The sequence below is a fragment of the Neolewinella persica DSM 23188 genome (genome assembly GCF_000373105.1).
GTDB classification, from domain to species: Bacteria; Bacteroidota; Bacteroidia; order Chitinophagales; family Saprospiraceae; genus Neolewinella; species Neolewinella persica.
Genome location: NZ_KB890425.1, coordinates 218,917 through 238,234 on the forward strand (window position 1 = coordinate 218,917; position 19,318 = coordinate 238,234).

The window sequence follows — 19,318 nt, forward strand, 5'->3', positions numbered from 1 at the left end:
TCGGCTTTCCAATAGGTACCCCAGACGGGCCTCGAACCCATAAACAATAGATTTTAAGCCTATTGGCGTTTCCTCTTAGCCTACCGGGGCGGTAGTACGGGCGGAGGGATTTGAACCCCCATACCTTGGTTTCTAAAACCAAGTGCGTTGCCAGTTAGCATACGCCCGCTTTTGTCAGTGTGACGGGAATCGAACCCGCAAGCTTTCGCACCAGAGTCACAACCCGGCGAAGGAACCAACACCTTCATCACACTTGATATCCTACGGAGTGACGGTATAAATTGCGTGGCGTTGAGCGCCAGCAAACACTACCAACCGTAAGTCAACAGTATTCCAAACCTTTACGGTTTGGGCACAAAACAAAAAGCCCCGCTAAGAATATTATCCTGGCGGGGCTTTCTAAAGTCACGATTTCACGTACTAAGGAATCCACCGCCTGGAAGGGCAGAGCGAAGAACTAAGTAAATGACAAGTATTCGTATTCATTATTAAGCCCGTTGTTGCAGGAGTGGTGGCAAATCCACGACTTCCGGCTTATGAGACGGGTTTGTTGCTGGTGCAACATTCCCGTACCCGTATCATGTCACAGGGTGCGGAGGAAGTTGCGGAAGGCGTACTTTTTTGGTGGCCGGATAGCTACCGGGGTAGAAGGAAAGGACCTAAAAAAGAATTCGTTTAAAAATCACATCTACCCGCCGGTTGCTAAGTTTTCCCTCCCAGGTTTCATTGTTGAAACTCGGCGCATCCTCACCCAGGGGCAGCATGTCGATGAGTTCTTCGGGGATGGGGTAGCTAAGTAGCAGCGCTTTTACGGCCCTGGCCCGAAAATCTGACAGCCGGAGATTGTAGGCACGGTTGCCGATGTCGTCGGTGTGGCCCTGCACTTCTACTTCGTAGCCCTCCAGGTCACCCAGGCCATCCAGGAAGTCTTTCAGTTTAGCGGCCTGCTCCCCGTCGATGTAATAACTACCACCGCCAAAAAAGATGGAAATGATGTGGTCTTGATCGGCGGGGGAGGTGGTTGGCTGGGCCTGTATTGTTCCCGTAAGGAAGGTCATTAGCAGTAGGGGGAGCAGGTGTTTCATGGTAATGGATTTGACCGCTCCGAAATAGAGCTTATCGGGAAATACTTTGGCCATCCAGTATTTTCCGATAACCACTCAACGTAGAAAACCTTTTAGGGTTTGAACGTAAACTGTTAATCCGGTGATTACCAGTGGGTTTGCGGCTGTTTCGGAGGCAATGGTGCCTTGCTATTCCTTGCACCTGCGGCCGCGCCTGAAGCACCTTCTACTCTTTTTGCTTCCGACCAATTTTTATTAACTCCGCACTGAATTTCTTAGGCTCGTCACCAGGAATCTCATGGGTGGATTCATAGAACCAAATCAGCTCTTTTTCTTGTGCCTCCAGTATCTTGAAATATGCTTCACTGACGGCGTGGTTTGCAACATAATCCCGCCTACTTAGAAAGAAGTAAACGGGGCACGCTAATTGAGGTGCCGTCATTTTGTAATCGACTAAAGAAGCCCGTTGGAATAGCATAAACCAGGTTTTGGACCATTTTTCGAATAGAAGTCGGACGGCTTCGCCTTTATAAGGCTTGCCGTCAATAATAGCACTTGTCCACTTTCGCTGGTAGTATAATTCCTCCCAAGAGGTAAAAGGAATATTGACCTGCTTAACTTCCTCAAGGGCTACCGGATTGTTCTTTGCCTTGTCTTTTAGGAGCTCCAATGTGCGTCGCTCACTCTCATAGTTATGGATCATACTACTTACGGATATATAAGCATGTAGGTTTTCGGGATGGTCGTGCGCGTATCGTAAACCGAGAAAACCACCCCAGGAAAAGCCAGCTAGGAAGATTTTATCCCGGGAAAAGCGTTTACGGAGATAGTCAACTACTTCGTAGGTGTCCTGGTGAAAAAGGTCAAGTGTCAGGGCATTTGAATTAGGGCTGAAATGCTGCGTCAGCCCACTCGCGCGTTGATCCCATTGCACCACGATGAAGTCTTTACGAAGGAGTTTTACAAACTTCTTCGCGTAAGGACGGGAGGGGAAACCCGGACCGCCGTGCAGGAATAACAATACGGGTTTCGTATTGTCCTTCCCGTCAGCGACGATCCATTGCTTGATGCCGTTGATGGGGACGGCGTCTTTAGTTTTTATGCTATTCTGTGCATGTACTACAGTGTGGCAGCTTATCAGGAAAAGCAATACGTGTAAGGCCGGTCGGTAGTTCATATCGAATTGAAAGAGGTTGTTTGCATCGTCTAATCTACCCGGCTTACCGCGTTTCAACACCGTGTAGTCCTTGCTTTAGTAAAACATTAAAGGTGTTTCGCTGAGATTAGGGCGCGGCCGCAGCAGGTGCAGGGAGGATGGAAAGCGCAGGGCAACTAAAACGTAACCCTAAGCAGCTGATGCGTACTGCGGAAACCATTCTTCTGGATCGACTGGGTCGAGCCAATATTGTCTTTTTCACAGGAGCAAATTGGTGCACGCGCCCACTCGTGGGCAACGGCCTTCGCTTTGCCGAGCAGGAATGCACCGTAACCCTGTCTTCGGAAGTCGGGGGAAACGACCATGCCAAGGTCCGCAATGGTATCGTTGCTGGTACTCTTCCGTACCTCGCAAGCGCCGATGATAGTGTCTTGCTGTTGCAGGAAAAAGACTTCACCACGTTGAACGTGGTTGCCAAGGTAGCCGCGTAACCAGGATTCGGGCGCGCCAATGCTTTGGTGATAAAAGCCGACCAACCGATCAAGGTCTGCCTCTTTGGCCGGCATAAAGTCGCCCGCTTTTTCTTCAACCACAACCTGAACCTGATCGGTAAACAGGTAAGTATCCACTTCTACCGATTGCATCAACTCCAGCGCTGCAGATAAAAATATCGGGTTATTGGTGCCCACGATTCCTTTGGTTATGGCCTCACGCTTAATGAATCCTCGTAATGTTTCCACCGCTACGTGCCGCCATTTCGGAGACAAATAGAACTGGATAAGGCCATGTTCTTCGCTGACGCATGCGTAACCAATTAACTGATCGTTGGCCGTGAAGGTCCAGTGTTCGGCGGTGTCGCGGAATGTTTCCCACATACCGTCCTGGGGGCCGGTTAAGCTTTCCTGCCAATGTTCTCGGAACTTGGATAACGATTTCGGGTCGGCTACTTTGGAAGTAATGTTGGTTAGCATGGCATTCGTTTGGTAATCTCCTTTTTTGAGTAAAATATTCATGGAAGGTAACTTCTTAAATTTCGGTTATAGTTGCGTAACCGATTGATTTATGGCGTTTCGATGATCTCCCCTGCTTTTGAAAGCCTGGCGTCGCATCCTGCGGCCGCGCCCAATAACAACAACCAGCCCGATAATATCTAACGTTTACCTACGTGCCAGACAGGTATTACGGCCCCTTCATTGATCTGGCCGTGATAACCATCGAGTATAATACTAATACTCGGAACCGGTCAGGTGTAATTAACCCTCTTTGCCCGCCACCAATACCTTAGCAGGGAAAGCAATAGGATGCTTTATCGATTGCCTCGAGGACATGAAACCCCGCCAACTGCAGTAAAATGCTGAGTTCTGCTTCGGTAAAGGATCGTAACTGCCAAGTAACGACATAAACCATTTGGCGGGCCCGCAGGTGCAAGGGGACAGTTTAAGGAGCCGTTAGTGGTTTGAAAAGCCATTGATAAATCAATGCACTATCGGCCATTATCTATAAAATAGACCCTGGAAGGGTTAAGATCATAATTGCCCTGGGTGAAAGGCCACTCAATGGGCTTTTACTCAAGGTTGATGGAGGTGCCTATATAGTTGCGGTGCACGGCGCCGCCAGCTTGTCAGCCCACTCCAAATCCAGTGTTTTGGCGTGCCGCCTAACCCGGGCCAATCAAAATTCGATCCCTCCGGTATTTTTACAGGAAAGATGTGTAGACATCGTTGGCGTGATAGTCCGAACCCTCACTATTCCCTACCTTAGCCCCATGCCAGACACGCCAACAAAAAAACTCTTCCTCCTAGACGGTCACGCCCTGGTGTACCGTGCTCATTTTGCTTTCATTAACCGGCCGATGGTCAACTCTAAGGGGATTAACACCTCGGCGATGTTCGGCTTCACGCGCACGCTGTGGGACCTGATGAAAAAGCAGAACCCCACCCACCTGGCGGTGGTCTTCGATCCCAGCGGACCGACCTTCCGCAACGAAATTGCGGCAGATTACAAAGCCAACCGGGAAGAAACACCAGAAGACATCAACGTAGCCTTCCCATATGTACGGCAAATCCTCCAGGGGTTTAACATCCCGATCATCATTAAGGACAACTACGAGGCGGACGACGTGATCGGCACCCTGGCCAAGCAGGCCGCCCGCGAGGGCTATGAGGTGTACATGGTGACGCCAGATAAGGATTACGGTCAGCTGGTAGAAGAAAATATCTACATGTATAAACCCAGCCGGATGGGTAACGGCATCGACATCCTCGGCGTGCCGGAGATTCTGGAGAAGTGGGGCATCAGCCATCCCGATCAGGTGATCGACATGCTGGGCCTGATGGGCGATAAGGTAGACAACATCCCCGGTGTACCCGGCATCGGACCGAAGACGGCCGAAAAGATGATCAAAGAGTTCGGCAGCATCGAAAACCTACTGGAAAACACCGACAAGATCAAGGGAAAGAACCAGGAACGTTTGCGGGAGTTCCGGGAGCAGGCACTGCAGAGTAAGGTGCTGGCGACCATTGAAGTCAACGTGCCTGGTGTCCAGTTCCACGCAGAAGCTTATAAAATCGAGAATTTTGACCGGGAGCATCTGACGGATGTTTTCCGCGATCTGGAGTTCCGTAGTCTTGCCAGCGAGGTACTGGGGGTGAAGGAAGATGCCGAGCCTCAGGCTGGTGCCCAGGGTAGCCTCTTTGCTCCCGCTGCCTCCCCTGCACCTGCGGCCGCGCCCAAAAAAGGTAGTCGATTCGCCAAACCTGCCGCGCACGCCATTGCCGACCACCACATTGGCAACACCGAACAGGCCTACCACAAGGCAGAAACGCCGGAAGAACGCGCAGCGCTCATCGCGCAGCTAAAAGAACAAACGCTCTATGCTTTCGATACCGAAACGACCAGCGTAGACGCCACTTCTGCAGAACTCGTCGGCCTCTCCTTTAGCTGGAAAGCCGGAGAAGCATACTACGTCCCCGTGCCCGCCGATCGCGCCGAAGCAGAAGCGATCGTGGCAGAGTTCGCCCCGGTACTGGCCGATGAAAAAACGCAAAAAGTAGGCCAGAATATTAAATACGACCTGACCATGCTGGAGCGCTACGGCGCTCCCGTGAAGGGTCGCTTGCTGGACACCATGGTGATGCATTATCTGCTGCACCCCGATAAGCGGCACAAAATGGACCTGCTGAGTGAGACGTACCTGAACTACAAGCCGGTGCCCATCGAATCGCTGATCGGCAAAGGGAAAAAGCAGTTGACGATGCGGCAGATCGCCGTCGATAAAGTAGTCGACTACGCCTGCGAAGACGCCGACATCACCCTGCGGCTGTACCACGCCCTATGGCCAGAATTGGAAGAGGAAGAACTGGTGGAGCTCTACGAAACCATCGAAGCGCCGCTGATTCCAGTGCTGAAAAACATCGAATTGGCTGGCGTAAACCTCGACGTACCTTTCCTGGAAAACTACAGCCGGGTGCTGAGTGCCGAGATTGAAGGCCTCAAACATGAGATTTACGACGAAGCCGGTTCGCCCTTCAACATCGCCTCCCCGAAGCAGATCGGAGAGATTTTGTTTGGCCGGATGGAACTGCCGTATAAAGGCAAAAAGACGGCCACAGGGCAGTTTAAAACGGACGAATCCACCTTGCTGGAGCTGGCGGGCGAAGCATCCATCGTGAAGAAAATTCTTCGTTACCGAAGCCTGTCGAAGCTACTTAGTACCTACGTCGACGCGCTGCCAAGCCTGGTAAATAAGGAGACGAACCGGGTGCATTCAAGCTTCAACCAAACAGTGGCGGCCACCGGCCGCCTCAGCAGCGCCAACCCGAACCTCCAAAACATTCCCGTGCGGACGCCACAGGGAGCGGAAATCCGCAAAGCCTTCATCCCGCGGGATGAAAACCATGTCCTGTTGGCCTCGGATTACAGTCAGATCGAGCTGCGTTTAGTTGCTGCCCTGAGCGGTGACAAAGGCATGGTCGAGGCCTTCCAGCAGGGCCGGGACATCCACACCGCCACGGCTGCTCTGGTCTTCGACGTTCCCTTCGAGGACGTCACCCGCGACCAGCGGAACCAGGCAAAAACCATCAACTTCGCCATTCTCTACGGCGCTGGCGCTACCCGCCTGATGCAGCAACTGGAGATCACCCGAAAGGAAGCCTCCCAGCTGATCAAAAACTACTACGAACGCTTCCCCGGCCTGAAAGAATTCATGGCCACCAGCGTGGAGACGGCCCGCGAAGAAGGCTATGCCATGACCCTGCTGGGCCGTAAGCGCGGCTTGCGCGACATCAACTCCAAGAGCGGCCTTACCCGCTCGATCGCCGAGCGAATGGCGATGAATACTCCGATCCAGGGTACGGCTGCTGATATGATCAAGGTGGCCATGATCCGCATTGACAAAGCGCTCCGCGATGGCAACTTCAAAACTAAGATGATCATGCAGGTGCACGATGAACTGGTCTTCGATACCCCGAAAGACGAGGTGGACCGTATCATCCCCCTAATCGAAGAACTGATGCGGGAGGCGATTCCTGACTTGGCGGTGCCGATTGTGGTGGAGACTGGGCGGGGGGATAATTGGCTGGAGGCACATTAGTAGCGGCGGAGCCGCTACTTCTCCATCTCCGAATACAACTGCCCCGCATTGTAAGCCTTCAGCACATGCCGTACCGTTCCCGTAAGGTTGGGCGGAAGTTCTTTCAGGGGCCACCATTCCACGTTCTCAAATTTCTCTAATTCCCTGCTTTCGGGGGAGCCTTTATAGTGGTAGGCCCGGAAATAGAGCACGATGCGATGTTCGCTCTTGGAGCGTTTGTGGAGGACGTGGACCAGCTCGAGGTCTTTTTTGTCCAAACGGATACCAGCCTCTTCCCAGCTTTCACGTATGAGGGTCCGGGCAGCATACTCTCTTCGCTCGATGGTGCCACCTACAAGGGAGTAATTGCCACCGTTAGGCTTAGTTTGCTTAAGGAGTAAGAGCCGTCCATGGCTTTGCAAAATGAGACGAGCTTTGAGGGATACGGCGAATTTTGCCATTAAAAAAAAGGTAAATCTTGGGGTGAAACCGTGGGTGCCAGTCGAAATGGTTACTTTTGCGTAGTTAATGAACCAACCCTTCTTAAGCGGGTAAGTTCTCTCCGGTACGATAATACGTTACGGGGGGGCAAAATAGGACGAATCGCTTATATTGGGGCGACTACAGTGAATTAACCTTCATCTGAGGGGAAACCCGGACGAACTGAATTGACGGGAAATACAAACAGAAACATCACTTATGCTTCACGAAAGCGTCCTGCAAACCATCGGGAATACGCCTCTGATTAGCCTGGACCGAATTTGCGGCGACCGCATACCGGCGAAGGTCTACGGAAAGGTAGAATCCTTTAATCCTGGGCAGTCGGCCAAAGACCGCGCTGCACTTTACATGATTGAGCAGGCGGAGAAAAAAGGCCGAATAAAACCAGGGGCTACCCTGATTGAGGCGACCAGCGGAAACACCGGCTTCAGCATCGCCATGATTGCGGCGGTTAAAGGCTACAAGTGCATTCTTACCCTTTCCGATAAGGCGGGGCCGGAAAAGCGCGCCTTGATGACGGCCCTCGGGGCCAAAATCGTGCTGTGTCCTAAAGATGCTGCTCCGGAAGATCCTGAATCTTATTACTCCCAGGCGGAACACCTGGCGGCGACCATTCCCAACAGTTTCTACCTGCGGCAAAACTGGAACCTCGACAACAGTGGAGCCCATTACCACAGCACCGGGCCGGAAATCTGGGATTCAACGGAAGGAAAGGTAACGCACTACGTATGTTGTGCCGGAACGGGAGGCACCCTCTCGGGTACCGCCCGGTACCTCAAGGAGAAAAACCCAAACGTTACCATCATTGGCGTTGACGCCTATGGTTCGGTCCTGAAAAAATACTGGCAAACCGGTGTTTTCGATGCCAATGAGATCTTCAGCTGGAAAGTAGAAGGCTTAGGCAAAACGATTATTCCTGATAATGTAGCGTTTGATCTGATCGACGAATTCATTAAAGTGGGCGACCGCGCAGCTGCGCTGCGCGTTCGGGAACTGGCGATTCGGGAAGGCATGCTGCTGGGCTACAGCAGTGGCGCAGCCCTGGAAGCCGTTTTTGCCATACGAAAGCAACTTACCAAAGATGACGTCGTCGTTGTTCTGTTCCCCGATCACGGAAGTCGTTACCTCGGTAAAGTCTTTAACGATGATTGGATGAAGGAACAAGGCTACTTACGGCCAAACGGGGAGCCTGCTTCCTACAGTGTCAAACACCTGCAGCGCATGTACCGCGTGTACAAGCGCATGTATGGTCGTAAAATTAAAGAGACGCTCAAACTGACCTCAGTCTGATAGCGTTTATGTATAAGCATACCCTCACATAATTGGCATGGCCAATTATTCGTCCAAAAACGTGCCGTATGAAAAATAGTACCACGAAATTCAAATCTAACGGTGAGGCACCGCCCATGTTCGAGAATAAGCTGCTCAACCGGCTTAGTCAAACACACATCGCCACGCCCATCATTATCTTCTTCGTTTACGCAACCGGTCTGCTTTGGTATACGGCCGCTAAAACGGATATTGGCTTTTGGACCGTCGTTGGCCTCTTTTTTGCCGGCACCCTTGCCTTCACTTTCATGGAGTACGTGGTGCATCGTTGGGTCTACCACCCACCTCACGGCGCCAGTGATAAGTACAAGGAGGTGACCTACAATATGCACGGGTTTCACCACGATTATCCGAAGGACAAGCGTCGGTTGGCCATGCCGCCCGTACTGGCAGTGATCATTTCTACCACCCTGCTTTTCCTCTTCAAACTGATCATTCAGGAGTATGCCTTTGCTTACCTGGCAGGATTTGTAGTAGGCTACGCCATGTACCTGGTGGTACACTACACCGTCCACATGTACCCACCGCCAAAGAATTTTCTCAAAGCGCTGTGGGTCAACCACGCCCTGCATCACTACAGTAAGGACGAGGTGCTTTATGGCGTTTCACAGCCTCTGTGGGACTACGTTTTCCGTACCATGCCTAAGAGCGACCGGGACCGTAAGAAAGCGGTGGAGATTGTGCGGTAGCATGCCATGTAAGGGAGTGCCCACGTGCGTTTTTTCCGGAGTTGAAGATGTCCTCCCCTGCATGTTTATTGGCAGGGCGGGGTCGCAGGTGCAGTGAAATGGTTACCGGGCAGGGAGCTAGAGATTGCTGTGCTTTGCAGACGATGCTGGATTAAGCAACTGCGTCGCGAATCATTCTAAAGCAATCGAGACGCGCATTCGCTCAACCCCTGCATCAGGGAGCTGTCACAGCCACATCACTAAAAAACAACCATTCAATAGCCTTGGGGAATTCCTGTCCCCAACGGGCTTCGTTGTGTTGTCCATGTGGGTCAACCTCCAGCCGGAACACCACTTTGTCGGATTCACTTTGCTTCGTCAGTCCTTTTTGTAGGCGGTGCAAATTCGGGACCATCGTCTTGCTTTCGGCTTCTCCGCCGTAGAGGTAAATTCTCCCCCTGAATTTGTGCGTTACCTTGGTGAGGTGGAAAGGTATTTCCGGCGTGACCCAGAGAGATGGGCTGAAAATCATCAGCCGGTCGTAAACCTGTGGATAAAGAATACCGGCGTAAATACTGATCAGTCCGCCCAAAGAACTGCCACCGATGCCAGTATGCTCCGGGCCGGGGAGGGTACGGAAATGATCGTCGATGTAAGGTTTCAGGGTTTTGGCCAGGAACCGGGAGTAGTCGCTACCGTCCCCCCGGCCAAGTTTTGTTTTAAACGTAGGGGTGAACTCACTGACCCGCTGCGCATCGGCGTGGTCAATGGCCACAATGATGATGTCACCCTGACCCCGGCCAGCCATGCTGGCCAGCTGTTTGTCTACGCCCCAGCTGCCGTAAGGAGCGTTGTCATCGAATAGGTTCTGACCGTCCTGAAGATACAGTACGGGGTAGTGCCGGTCAGATTCGTAGTAATTATGGGGCAGCAAAGCTGCCACCCGCCGCGTACGAATGAGCTGAGGAATCTCGAACTCCTCGTTGATTACCACGATTTTTGGCAATAACTCCGGACGGTAATGTAGCCCGGCATTCGCCCAGTTGCTCACACGGTCTGGCGTTGACCAATCATCGGCAACGTGACGACCATGGTTCATCGCACTTTCATTAAACCGGCCGAGTTCAACCCCTTCCCAGCCACCCCGGGTATACTTGTATTCGATGTGCGATATGTCATCGGGGAAATCGAAAGTGTACTCATATTGGTTGGGTAAATCGGATGAGGCCATCTGATACCGTTCGTCTCCTGCCGACCATTCGTTGAACGAGCCTGCCACGTAGATTGGGCGATCGTCGTCTGAATCCGTGATTAATTTCAATGTTTTCTTAGGCATACGGAGAGGTGGGGAATTACTGGCAGCAAAACTAACAAGGTTTGCTAATTCAACGTACCTACCTTCCTTGCTTTCTCAAAACCATTTTTGCACCCGCGATCGCGCCTTTTTCAGAAACTGGCTTCTGGTTCCTGGATTCTACTCTTTATCCCCTAACTTTCGATAAAAAAAAGTCCCTAATTTTGTAACAGACATTCATCCCTACACATAAACCAGCGATGCCGGAGTTTTTCTCCGGGTTGTTTATCCCTTCATCGCTCTCAATAACACATTATGAAACATCAGATTCTTCTGGGCTTTGCCCTGTTTGCCGCCGTCCTGCTTTGGCCAGGTTGTGACGACGAAGTCGTGCCACCGTCGTGCAGTCTAAACGTACCCACAGTTCCTTTCAGTGACGGTAGTTGCGAACCTGTTCCTTTATACCTTAATGACCTTGCCAATAATCAGGAAGGTTCCTTTCCTACGTTACCCATCGACTGTGTCCCCGGAACCAAGAGCCGCATCGTTCGCCTGAATCCCTCTTCCGACGGAGAATTATTCCTGCACCTGTACGTTGGTATTCCTGCCGAAATTACTTACCAGGTCTTTGGTGCAGATTGTGAGGAAAACATCTCGGCACTAACCAGTTGTCTCACCAGCAAAGCGATTGCAATTTCTGAGCCAATCAACGACGGGAGTGACTTTGAAGACGTCTACGTTTACATTAGCTACGAATTGTTTACCACACCTCGTTACGATAATTATACGCTTGCTCCCAGTAACTTTATTGCCGTTGCGTCTTACGATAATCTGCCCGAGCCTCCACCAAATAGGCCGGGTATTAGCTATAACCGTGGCGGAGAAGGTCCCGAATTTATTGATTTTAGCTGCGACGACAGATTCTTCCAGCGCCTCATTATAACCGCTTGTAATTCTGCTGCAGATGTACGCAATTGGGGCGAAGAACTTGGCCTGCCCCTCAGTGAAGAATGTGTAGGAGACGGTGCCACCGTACTTGCACTTGATGTGCCGGCAGGCATGAATCCCAATGCCATTGGCGGAGAAGGCGCCCTCGGAGGTGCAGACAAGCCACTGACGAACCCCCGCCGACCAAAGCAGGATTCTACCGACTTTATTGTGGAGCCAGACTACGCCATTACGGTATCTTCGTTTGGTAACGGCTTGTACCAGTCTGATGAAGACTGCTCGTCTAACGGCCAGTTTGGTATTGAAGACCTCTGTTTTAAACCTTCACCAGAAGTCTTTGAATGCCTCCGTTTTGAGCCAGGAAAAGGAAGTACCCAAAGTGGAGGAGATGTGGTAATGGTAACCATGATCGACAGCGGGGTAGCAACGGAAAGCGTTTGGTCCAGTCTTTGGGCACAGTACCTGTACCGTAACGGGCCGGAAAACAAATTCCTGGTCAATGGGTCTCTTGGCTATGACTTTATCCGGGGCGATTCCACGCCCGATGATGAAATTGGTCATGGTACGGCTACCGGCGGTACGGTTATCGGTGGCTACAATGGGGAGGCGCCACTTACGGTCGTGCACAATAAGATATTTGGTAGTCAGAACCTGGCAACATATTACGGTGCCCTGCTGGCAATTAATAGTGCCATCGATACCGAAAGTGACATCATTAATATGAGTTGGGGTATCATCCAGGACAACCCTCCAATTGCCCTTGAATGTGCGATGCGTCGGGCCGATAGCAAGGGGATTATTGTGATCACTTCAGCAGGCAACGAGAACGCACCGCTTGATATGATACCGCAATGGCCTGCAGCCTTCAGTGAAGCTTCCTATAAACTGGATAATATGCTTACGGTTGGTTCAATGACTTACCCGGATTTCGACATCTCTGAAGATCCGGTTAAAACGTTCTTCTCCAGCTTTAGTAGTAACCTGGTGGATGTATCGGCTTACCTGACTTCTGCCTCTCCCGACCGCAATGGAGCCTCACAAGACGAGGTCGTCTTCATCGCCGGGACTTCAATCTCCGCACCAATGGTGACCCGCAGTGTAGCTGGTTTCGTCGGTGCCAACAATAATGGGGATCTTGAGGATTGGCGCGGGGCGTTTCTGAGAAGGTCGATCCCATTGCGGGATAACAATCAGGTAGTTGACGGAAACTATTTGCCAATTTGTGCCGAATTCGAATAGTAAATAATAGGCCACTATTGACTGTGGCAGTCCCAGCTAAAGTTGGCTGCTACCGCTAAAACCATATTAAACAGACTTGCCGAACCAGTAACGTTACTGGTTCGGCAAGCTGTTTTTTGGGTGGGTTGTTTTATTACCTAACCTGGATTCTGGCCAATGTCAACCCGAGAGGAGTCGTCAGACAAAATTTTGTCCGCCTTCGGCAGGCCAAAAGGATTTGTCGGACGGCCGAACCACCCCTTCGACGGATCGTGGGCACCTCAATAATTTGACAACCCGAGACCTCGACCTTAATACTCCCCCATTGCAAAGTCCACTTTCCGGTCCATCCACCTACCGTTAGTGAAGTCAGGGAAGGTCTGCAATGTTCCGCCCTGGGCTACGCTTTGTTCCGACAGTGGCGTAATGGCCAGCCAGGTAGCAGCGTCGTATACGTCAATTGGTGCAGTGGCATTGGCTTTGGCTGCTTCGACGAAGGCGTTGACGAGGAAAAAATCCATCCCGCCGTGGCCCGCGCCCACGGCACGGTCAGCCATCTTCTGCCAGAGCGGGTGGTCGTACTTCTCGAAGTAGTTCTCCGTCTTTTCCCAGCGGTGCGCTTCACTGACACCTTCGATGTGCAGGGAACTATTGACGTCCATCCACAGCCCCTTGGTGCCCTGTACCCGAAAGCCCAGGCTGTATGGCCGGGGGAGGTTAGTATCGTGGTGTAGCACCACGGTTTCACCGTTGGCGGTGGAAAGCATGGTCGTAACCTTGTCACCGAGTTTAAATTCAACTTTTGCGTTCGGGTGGCCGGGACCACCCTGCGGGTGATTGACGACGTACTCGTGCAGGCCCCGGGCTTTGGAGGCCATGGAAGTTAGTCCTACGAATCGGTTCCCCCGGTTGATGTTGATGTAATTAGCTACCGGCCCCACGCCGTGTGTAGGGTACAGGTCTCCGTTCCGGTGAACGGAATGGGCGGTGCGCCAGCGGGCTTCATGAAAGGCCTTGGGGCCGAACTCTACCCCGCCGCCATAGGGCTGCTTTCCATCGTTGAACTTTACGTTGCGCAGGTCGTGCTGGTACCCACCTTCCAGGTGAAGGAGTTCACCGAACATGCCCTGACGGACCATGTTGAGCACCGCCATTACGTCGCGCCTGTAACAGACGTTCTCCAGGAAGAAGAGGTGGCTGCCCGTAGCTTCATGGGTACGCACGAGCTCCCAGCATTCGTCGATGGAGAAGGCGCCACATACTTCTGTTCCTACATATAAACCAGCTTGCATTGCAGCCACGGCCATGGGGGTGTGCCAACGCCAGGGACTGGCAATGATCACGGCATCGAGGTCTTCCTTTTCGAGGAGGTTTAGGTAATCTTTCGGGCCGTTAGCATAGAATGTTGGTAAGGGCTTATTCTGCTTCTCGAAAATTGCTTTGGTCCGGCGTACCATCTCCGGATCAATGTCGGCAATTGCGGTAACCACACAATCGTCCCGCCGTACCATCAGGTCAATGTGTGATTGGCCGCGCAGCCCGGAGCCAAGTACCGCAATATTTATCTTGCTTTTCACCGGCGTGTTTTTTTGGGCGCGGAGCGCAGGTGCTGTGGACAGGACCGCAGGAGCGGCAAGGGACGTTTGAAGGAATTGTCTTCGGCGCATGTTGGGTGGTTTTTGTGCTGGTTAAGGTACAAGATTGGAAGGAATTGATTGGTGAGCCTGAACTATTCGGCTCCGGAGGTAGTAACTTACCCCGGAAATATCCATTAATCCAAAATCAACCTCGAACTGCGCTCCCTCTCCGATATATTGGAAAAACTTGGCCTTAAATCCGTTGGGTTGAATCTGCAGACAGCGGTTGTGCTGGTGTTGGGGAGTACCTTGCTGGAAACCATCGGCCTGATCCTTATTGAGAATTATTCATTCATCGATGCGTTTTACATGTCGGTGATTACTATTTCTACCGTAGGGTTCGGAGAAGTAGAACCGTTGACGCCGACGGGCAGGTTGTTTATTTCCATAATGATCCTCATCAACATCGGGGTGGTGGCTTACGCCCTTGCGGCCTTCTCCTTTTACGTTATCGAGGGGAAACTATTCGAACAAATGGAAAACAGTCGTATGCAGAACCGAGTCAATGCCCTTAGAGACCATACGATCATCTGTGGCTTCGGCCGCTACGGTCGGGAGGTGGTTCGTCATTTGATCCAGCAAAAACAACCCTTTGTCATCATCGAGGAGAACGAAGAGAAGTTCAGTCTCCCCGAATTCGAGGATGAAGATTTGTTATACGTTATTGGCGACGCTACCCGGGATGAAATATTAGTCGAAGCGGGTGTCGCCCAGGCTAACAGCCTGATTACGGCACTAAATGATGATTCAGACAACCTGTTCATCGTGCTATCGGCTAAGGAGCTAAATGCCGGACTGCGCATTGTGAGCCGGGCGCACCAGGCCCGTAGCCGACAAAAACTGCGGAAGGCCGGTGCAAACCACGTCATTATGCCCGAGCAAATTGGTGGTTTCTACATGGCAACACTGATCAGTAAACCCGGAGCGGTGGAATTCTTTAGCTACGTCACGAATGAACTGGATAGCGACATCGGCTTCGAGGAAATTCGTTACGACCAGTTGCCCGATAAACTACGCGGTAAACAGTTGCTTGACCTGGGCTTACGGCTCCACTCTGGCGTCAACGTAATTGGACACCGCCTGACGGGGGGAAAGTATGATGTCAACCCTTCACCGGAAACAATAATGGAGCCCGGCGGTAGTTTCATCGCTGTAGGCAGTCAGCCGCAAATCCTTGCCCTGAGGAAGTACCTGAAGATTACTTAAGCTTTTGGGGCTTCGTTAGCCGATTAGCCACCGGCACACAGCCAAAGAGTTTTGCTACTTTTGCTCTTCAAATGTAGGCCGCCGGCAGGCAGGTGCGACGGGAGGTCATGTTAAACGTAGGAGGCCTTTTGAGCGCTAAAAATCGTCGGGGAGAATCCCTATCGTATTGAATACCCTACCCCGTGGGGGTTCTTGTGACAAGCCTACCATTCTCTCACTAAACTCCATCAAATGATTTCACCACGCCTTCAACGCACCTTACGTTATTGTGCCGTTCTCTTTCTGGTCATCGTCCCGGCCTACTACTTTGTTTATAAGCTGTTATGGGATGATGTATCATCGGGGGAGGCTTTTACTACGAGCCTGATTTATGGTGTGCTTAACGTACTCTTTCTCGGAGCCTTACATTATTACCGGGTCAGTAATCGGGTGGAGGAAGAGGACAAAGGTTAAGTGCCAATCAGACCGAATCTTTGACAAAAAATGAAATCCGGCCCCGCCACGACTTCCGGGCAGACTCGCGTTTACGGTTAAGTAAGAAACGATCGGAGGAACGATCGGGAGCCGGACTTTATCAAAGAAAGCTGTCAGCTTTCCTTCCGCCGAGTATTCAAACCGGTTTTAGATAACTTTAGGGGCTATCTTAAAGCACTGTTAACACGAATTTACCTTGGGAAAGAAGAAAAAATCCGCTGCCCCCGCTGTTAATCCGAATCTCCGCTACCGGCCGGAGCCAAGGCCTCTGTCGGCCATTGACATTTTCTCCCGGTTACAAAGTAAGGACCATCGCCGGGCCCTTGGCCAGACCATTACCTTGCTGGAAAGTGCTCAGCCTGCTGACCGCCAGCTGGCCGATGAGCTCATCGACCTGGCCGAAAAAAATCCACCTCAGCTCCCCACTTTTCGTCTGGGGATAAGCGGGACACCGGGCGTCGGCAAGTCCACCTTTATTGAAAGTTACGGGCTGGAAGTGGCTGGTCAGGGCCATAAGCTTGCCGTATTGGCCATTGACCCCAGCAGTAGCCTAAGCGGGGGGAGCATCCTTGGAGACAAAACCCGGATGGAGGAGCTTACCCGCCATCCTAATGTATTCATTCGCCCGAGCCCATCGGCCGGGCACCTGGGGGGCGTTGGAGCCGCCAGCCGCGCAGCCGTCTTGCTCTGCGAAGCGGCAGGCTACGACTACATCATTGTTGAAACCGTTGGTGTAGGTCAGGCCGAGTGGCAGGTGCACGGCATGACGGATGCCTTCTTGCTCCTGGCCCAGCCAGCGGCTGGTGACGATCTTCAGGGCATCAAACGCGGTATTCTTGAACTGGCGGACCTCATTGCCGTCAATAAAGCCGACCGGTTACCCGATGCCGCAAAACAGACGGCCCTCGAACTCCGAAGGGGGCTCCACCTCGCGCCCGCCCGGCCCGACGACTGGACCGTAAAAATACTGACCATCTCCGCCCTAACCGGCGATGGCCTCCCCGCCATCCGGGAACAATTGGCCGAATACGCCAAAAAAATGACTGCCGCCGGGCTCCTGCAATCCCGCCGTAAAAGCCAGCGTGCCGCATGGCTCCGTGAACGCTGCGAAGCTGATCTGCTACTCGATTTTCGTAGGTTTCTGAACGATCAGACGCGAACAACCGACGGAATACAGCGTATTCTCGACAAACAATCTTCCCTTTCTTCCGCCTCAAACGTTATTTTGGCGGACTTCTATAAAACGAAAACTACACAACCATGAAATCATTTGGTACCCTCGGCATCGTTATCGCCGTGCTCGCAGTACTCCTCATTGCCGGTTGCGGCAGCTACAACGGCTTCGTCGACGGCGAAGAAGACGTTGAACTCAAATGGGCTGACGTACAAACCGAATACCAGCGTCGTTCTGACTTGATCAAAAATCTAGTGGAAACAGTAAAAGGCGCCGCTGAATTCGAGAAAAGTACCCTCGAAGCAGTAACCAACGCCCGGGCCAAGGCCACTTCCATCAACATTGATCCAAGCAATATGACCGCTGAGCAACTGCAGCAGTTCGAGGCAGCGCAGGGGCAGCTTACTACTGGTCTTGGTCGTCTGCTGGCTACAGCAGAAGCTTATCCACAGCTCCAGGCTACCCAGGCTTTCCGTGACCTGCAGGTGCAACTGGAAGGCACTGAGAACCGCATCAGCACCTCCCGTAAGCGTTTCAATGAGCAGGCCACAGAGTTCAATAAATCTGTTCGTCGCTTCCCCGGTACGGTTTTTGCGTCCGTATTTGGATTTAGTGAAAAGCCGCAGTTCGAGGCACAGGCTGGTTCAGCCAATGCCCCTGAAGTAAAGTTTTAATCGCAGATGGTTAAATTTTTCAGCAAAGAGGAGGAAGCTACCATTGTGGCGGCTATCCAGCAGGCCGAACTCGCCACCTCTGGTGAGATTCGGGTACACGTGGAGGTGGGCGCTGACGCGCCTGCCCTTGACGTGGCCAAGCGCATTTTTAACCAACTTGGTATGCACAAGACGGCTGACCGCAACGGGGTACTGATCCTGCTGGAGGTTGACCGACGGGAGTTCGCCATCATCGGTGATGAAGGCATCGACAAATTCGTACCCGCTGATTTCTGGGAGAGCGAACGCGATCTCATGCAGGGCCATTTCCGAAAAGGCGAATTCGCCCGTGGCATCGAACTGGTCATCCAACAGATTGGAGAAAAGCTGAAAAAGTTTTTCCCTTATCAGGAAGACGACGTGAACGAATTGCCGGATACGATCAGCTACGGCGGTTAGTTTTAAAGCATGCTTCTCGTCGGGTGAGACAATCGTTCCGCCATTGGCAAACGGTAGTTCTCCCAACGAGGTAGTATTAAAATCAATTATCATCAATACCATTTCCCACAAAACGATCCGGTCGCTTTCCCTGCGTTACACTACGTTGGTCCTGGCTTTGCTGTTCGTACTCCCGCTTTTTGCTCAGCGCCCCATCCCGGTAAAGACCAATGACCTGGTCAATGATTACGCGGGGATGATGAGCCGGCAGGAACAAGATCAGCTGCGACAAAAATTGACGCAATACGCCCTGGAAACTTCAACCCAGATTGCGGTAGTTACCGAAGCCTCTTTGGAAGGCGAAACGGCCTTCGACCGGGGGCTGGCCATTGCACACGGCTGGGGAGTTGGTGGTTCTGCCCAAAATGATAACGGGGTGATGGTTTACATTGCCCGCGATGAGCGGCGTATTCAAATCCTGACGGGCTACGGTGCCGAAGGCTTTCTGCCCGACATCCTGGCTAAACGTGTGATCGATCAGATCATGAAACCCGCCTTCCGGCAGGGTAAGGTCTACGTCGGTATCGATCAGGCAACTACCCGGATCATGGAACTTGGCACCGGAGAATACTCCGCTGATGATGTGCCGGCAGAGAGCGCTGATGGGATACCCCCAATTGTCATCTTTGGATTGATTCTTCTCGTTTTTTTCCTCATCTCTTATTTTGGTAATCAACATGGTGATGACGACGATGACGAGGATGGTGGGTACTGGCGTAATGGCCCCTACGACATGGACGATCCGAACCGGAAGGTGCGTCGGCGTCGGCGTCGTGGCGGTGGCTTTATCATCTTTCCCGGTGGCGGCGGTGGTGGTTTTGGCGGCGGTGGCGGCGGCTTTGGTGGCGGCGGCGGAGGTTTTGGCGGCTTCGGCGGCGGCGGTTTCGGTGGCGGTGGAGCCGGCGGCGGCTGGTAGGTAGTTGCCATG

General features: G+C 52.3%; 16 protein-coding genes and 2 tRNA genes. 10 read left to right on the plus strand and 8 right to left on the minus strand.

Going from position 1 to position 19,318, the window contains the following annotated elements; all coding sequences use genetic code 11:
• Positions 1-16 precede the first annotated feature (16 nt).
• The 5 genes from B036_RS0109900 to B036_RS0109920 form a co-directional block, all read right to left on the minus strand.
• Positions 17-90: transfer RNA gene (locus tag B036_RS0109900), tRNA-Leu, on the minus strand.
• A 5-nt stretch (positions 91-95) separates the two neighbouring features.
• Positions 96-169, minus strand: a tRNA-Leu gene (locus B036_RS0109905).
• Between the two features lie 490 nt (positions 170-659).
• Positions 660-1,139: an OmpA family protein gene (locus B036_RS31900; protein ID WP_020568553.1), complete on the minus strand. Its 480-nt coding sequence runs from the start codon at positions 1,137-1,139 to the stop codon at positions 660-662.
• Positions 1,140-1,290: 151 nt separating this feature from the next.
• Entirely contained in the window at positions 1,291-2,241 is a 951-nt protein-coding gene (locus B036_RS0109915) for an alpha/beta hydrolase family protein (protein ID WP_026231851.1), read from the minus strand.
• A gap of 155 nt (positions 2,242-2,396) precedes the next feature.
• Positions 2,397-3,233, minus strand: a complete 837-nt coding sequence (locus B036_RS0109920) for a GNAT family N-acetyltransferase (protein ID WP_020568555.1) — start codon at positions 3,231-3,233, stop codon at positions 2,397-2,399.
• 752 nt (positions 3,234-3,985) lie between these two features.
• On the opposite strand from B036_RS0109920, the gene polA reads away from it, so the two are divergent.
• Positions 3,986-6,811 carry a DNA polymerase I gene (gene polA, locus B036_RS0109925; RefSeq protein ID WP_020568556.1) on the plus strand — a complete coding sequence of 942 codons (2,826 nt, stop codon included), beginning with the start codon at positions 3,986-3,988 and terminating at the stop codon, positions 6,809-6,811.
• Positions 6,812-6,825: 14 nt separating this feature from the next.
• Here the strand turns inward: polA and B036_RS0109930 are convergent, their stop codons facing one another.
• Entirely contained in the window at positions 6,826-7,251 is a 426-nt protein-coding gene (locus B036_RS0109930) for an NUDIX domain-containing protein (protein ID WP_020568557.1), read from the minus strand.
• 238 nt (positions 7,252-7,489) lie between these two features.
• Between B036_RS0109930 and B036_RS28820 the strand changes: the two genes are divergently transcribed.
• Positions 7,490-8,581, plus strand: a complete 1,092-nt coding sequence (locus B036_RS28820; protein ID WP_020568558.1) for a PLP-dependent cysteine synthase family protein — start codon at positions 7,490-7,492, stop codon at positions 8,579-8,581.
• A 68-nt stretch (positions 8,582-8,649) separates the two neighbouring features.
• A complete protein-coding gene (locus B036_RS0109940; protein WP_020568559.1) occupies positions 8,650-9,309 on the plus strand; it encodes a sterol desaturase family protein in 660 nt (219 codons plus the stop codon).
• A gap of 214 nt (positions 9,310-9,523) precedes the next feature.
• Here the strand turns inward: B036_RS0109940 and B036_RS0109945 are convergent, their stop codons facing one another.
• The gene (locus B036_RS0109945) at positions 9,524-10,624 is read right to left on the minus strand and encodes an alpha/beta hydrolase-fold protein (protein ID WP_020568560.1); all 1,101 of its coding nucleotides are present in this window, start codon (positions 10,622-10,624) and stop codon (positions 9,524-9,526) included.
• Positions 10,625-10,897: 273 nt separating this feature from the next.
• Here B036_RS0109945 and B036_RS0109955 point away from each other — a divergent pair, with 273 nt between their 5' ends.
• Positions 10,898-12,769 (plus strand): S8 family peptidase, encoded by a 1,872-nt coding sequence (locus B036_RS0109955; protein ID WP_020568561.1) that lies wholly within the window; start codon positions 10,898-10,900, stop codon positions 12,767-12,769.
• A gap of 290 nt (positions 12,770-13,059) precedes the next feature.
• Here the strand turns inward: B036_RS0109955 and B036_RS0109960 are convergent, their stop codons facing one another.
• Positions 13,060-14,415 carry a Gfo/Idh/MocA family protein gene (locus B036_RS0109960; RefSeq protein ID WP_020568562.1) on the minus strand — a complete coding sequence of 452 codons (1,356 nt, stop codon included), beginning with the start codon at positions 14,413-14,415 and terminating at the stop codon, positions 13,060-13,062.
• Between the two features lie 177 nt (positions 14,416-14,592).
• Between B036_RS0109960 and B036_RS0109965 the strand changes: the two genes are divergently transcribed.
• From B036_RS0109965 to B036_RS34090, 6 genes are all read left to right on the plus strand, one after another.
• The gene (locus B036_RS0109965) at positions 14,593-15,591 is read left to right on the plus strand and encodes a potassium channel family protein (RefSeq protein ID WP_157472100.1); all 999 of its coding nucleotides are present in this window, start codon (positions 14,593-14,595) and stop codon (positions 15,589-15,591) included.
• Positions 15,592-15,822: 231 nt separating this feature from the next.
• Positions 15,823-16,044 (plus strand): hypothetical protein, encoded by a 222-nt coding sequence (locus B036_RS0109970; protein ID WP_020568564.1) that lies wholly within the window; start codon positions 15,823-15,825, stop codon positions 16,042-16,044.
• 217 nt (positions 16,045-16,261) lie between these two features.
• Positions 16,262-17,329, plus strand: coding sequence for a methylmalonyl Co-A mutase-associated GTPase MeaB (meaB, locus tag B036_RS0109975; protein ID WP_020568565.1), 1,068 nt, complete (start codon positions 16,262-16,264; stop codon positions 17,327-17,329).
• On the plus strand, positions 17,326-17,913 hold the full coding sequence (locus tag B036_RS0109980; RefSeq protein ID WP_020568566.1) for a LemA family protein: 588 nt from the start codon (positions 17,326-17,328) through the stop codon (positions 17,911-17,913). Before meaB ends, B036_RS0109980 begins: the two co-directional genes overlap by 4 nt.
• 6 nt (positions 17,914-17,919) lie before the next feature.
• Complete coding sequence (locus B036_RS0109985) at positions 17,920-18,351, plus strand: TPM domain-containing protein (RefSeq protein ID WP_020568567.1); 432 nt, start codon at positions 17,920-17,922, stop codon at positions 18,349-18,351.
• Positions 18,352-18,394: 43 nt separating this feature from the next.
• Positions 18,395-19,306 (plus strand): TPM domain-containing protein, encoded by a 912-nt coding sequence (locus tag B036_RS34090; RefSeq protein ID WP_020568568.1) that lies wholly within the window; start codon positions 18,395-18,397, stop codon positions 19,304-19,306.
• Positions 19,307-19,318: the final 12 nt, after the last annotated feature.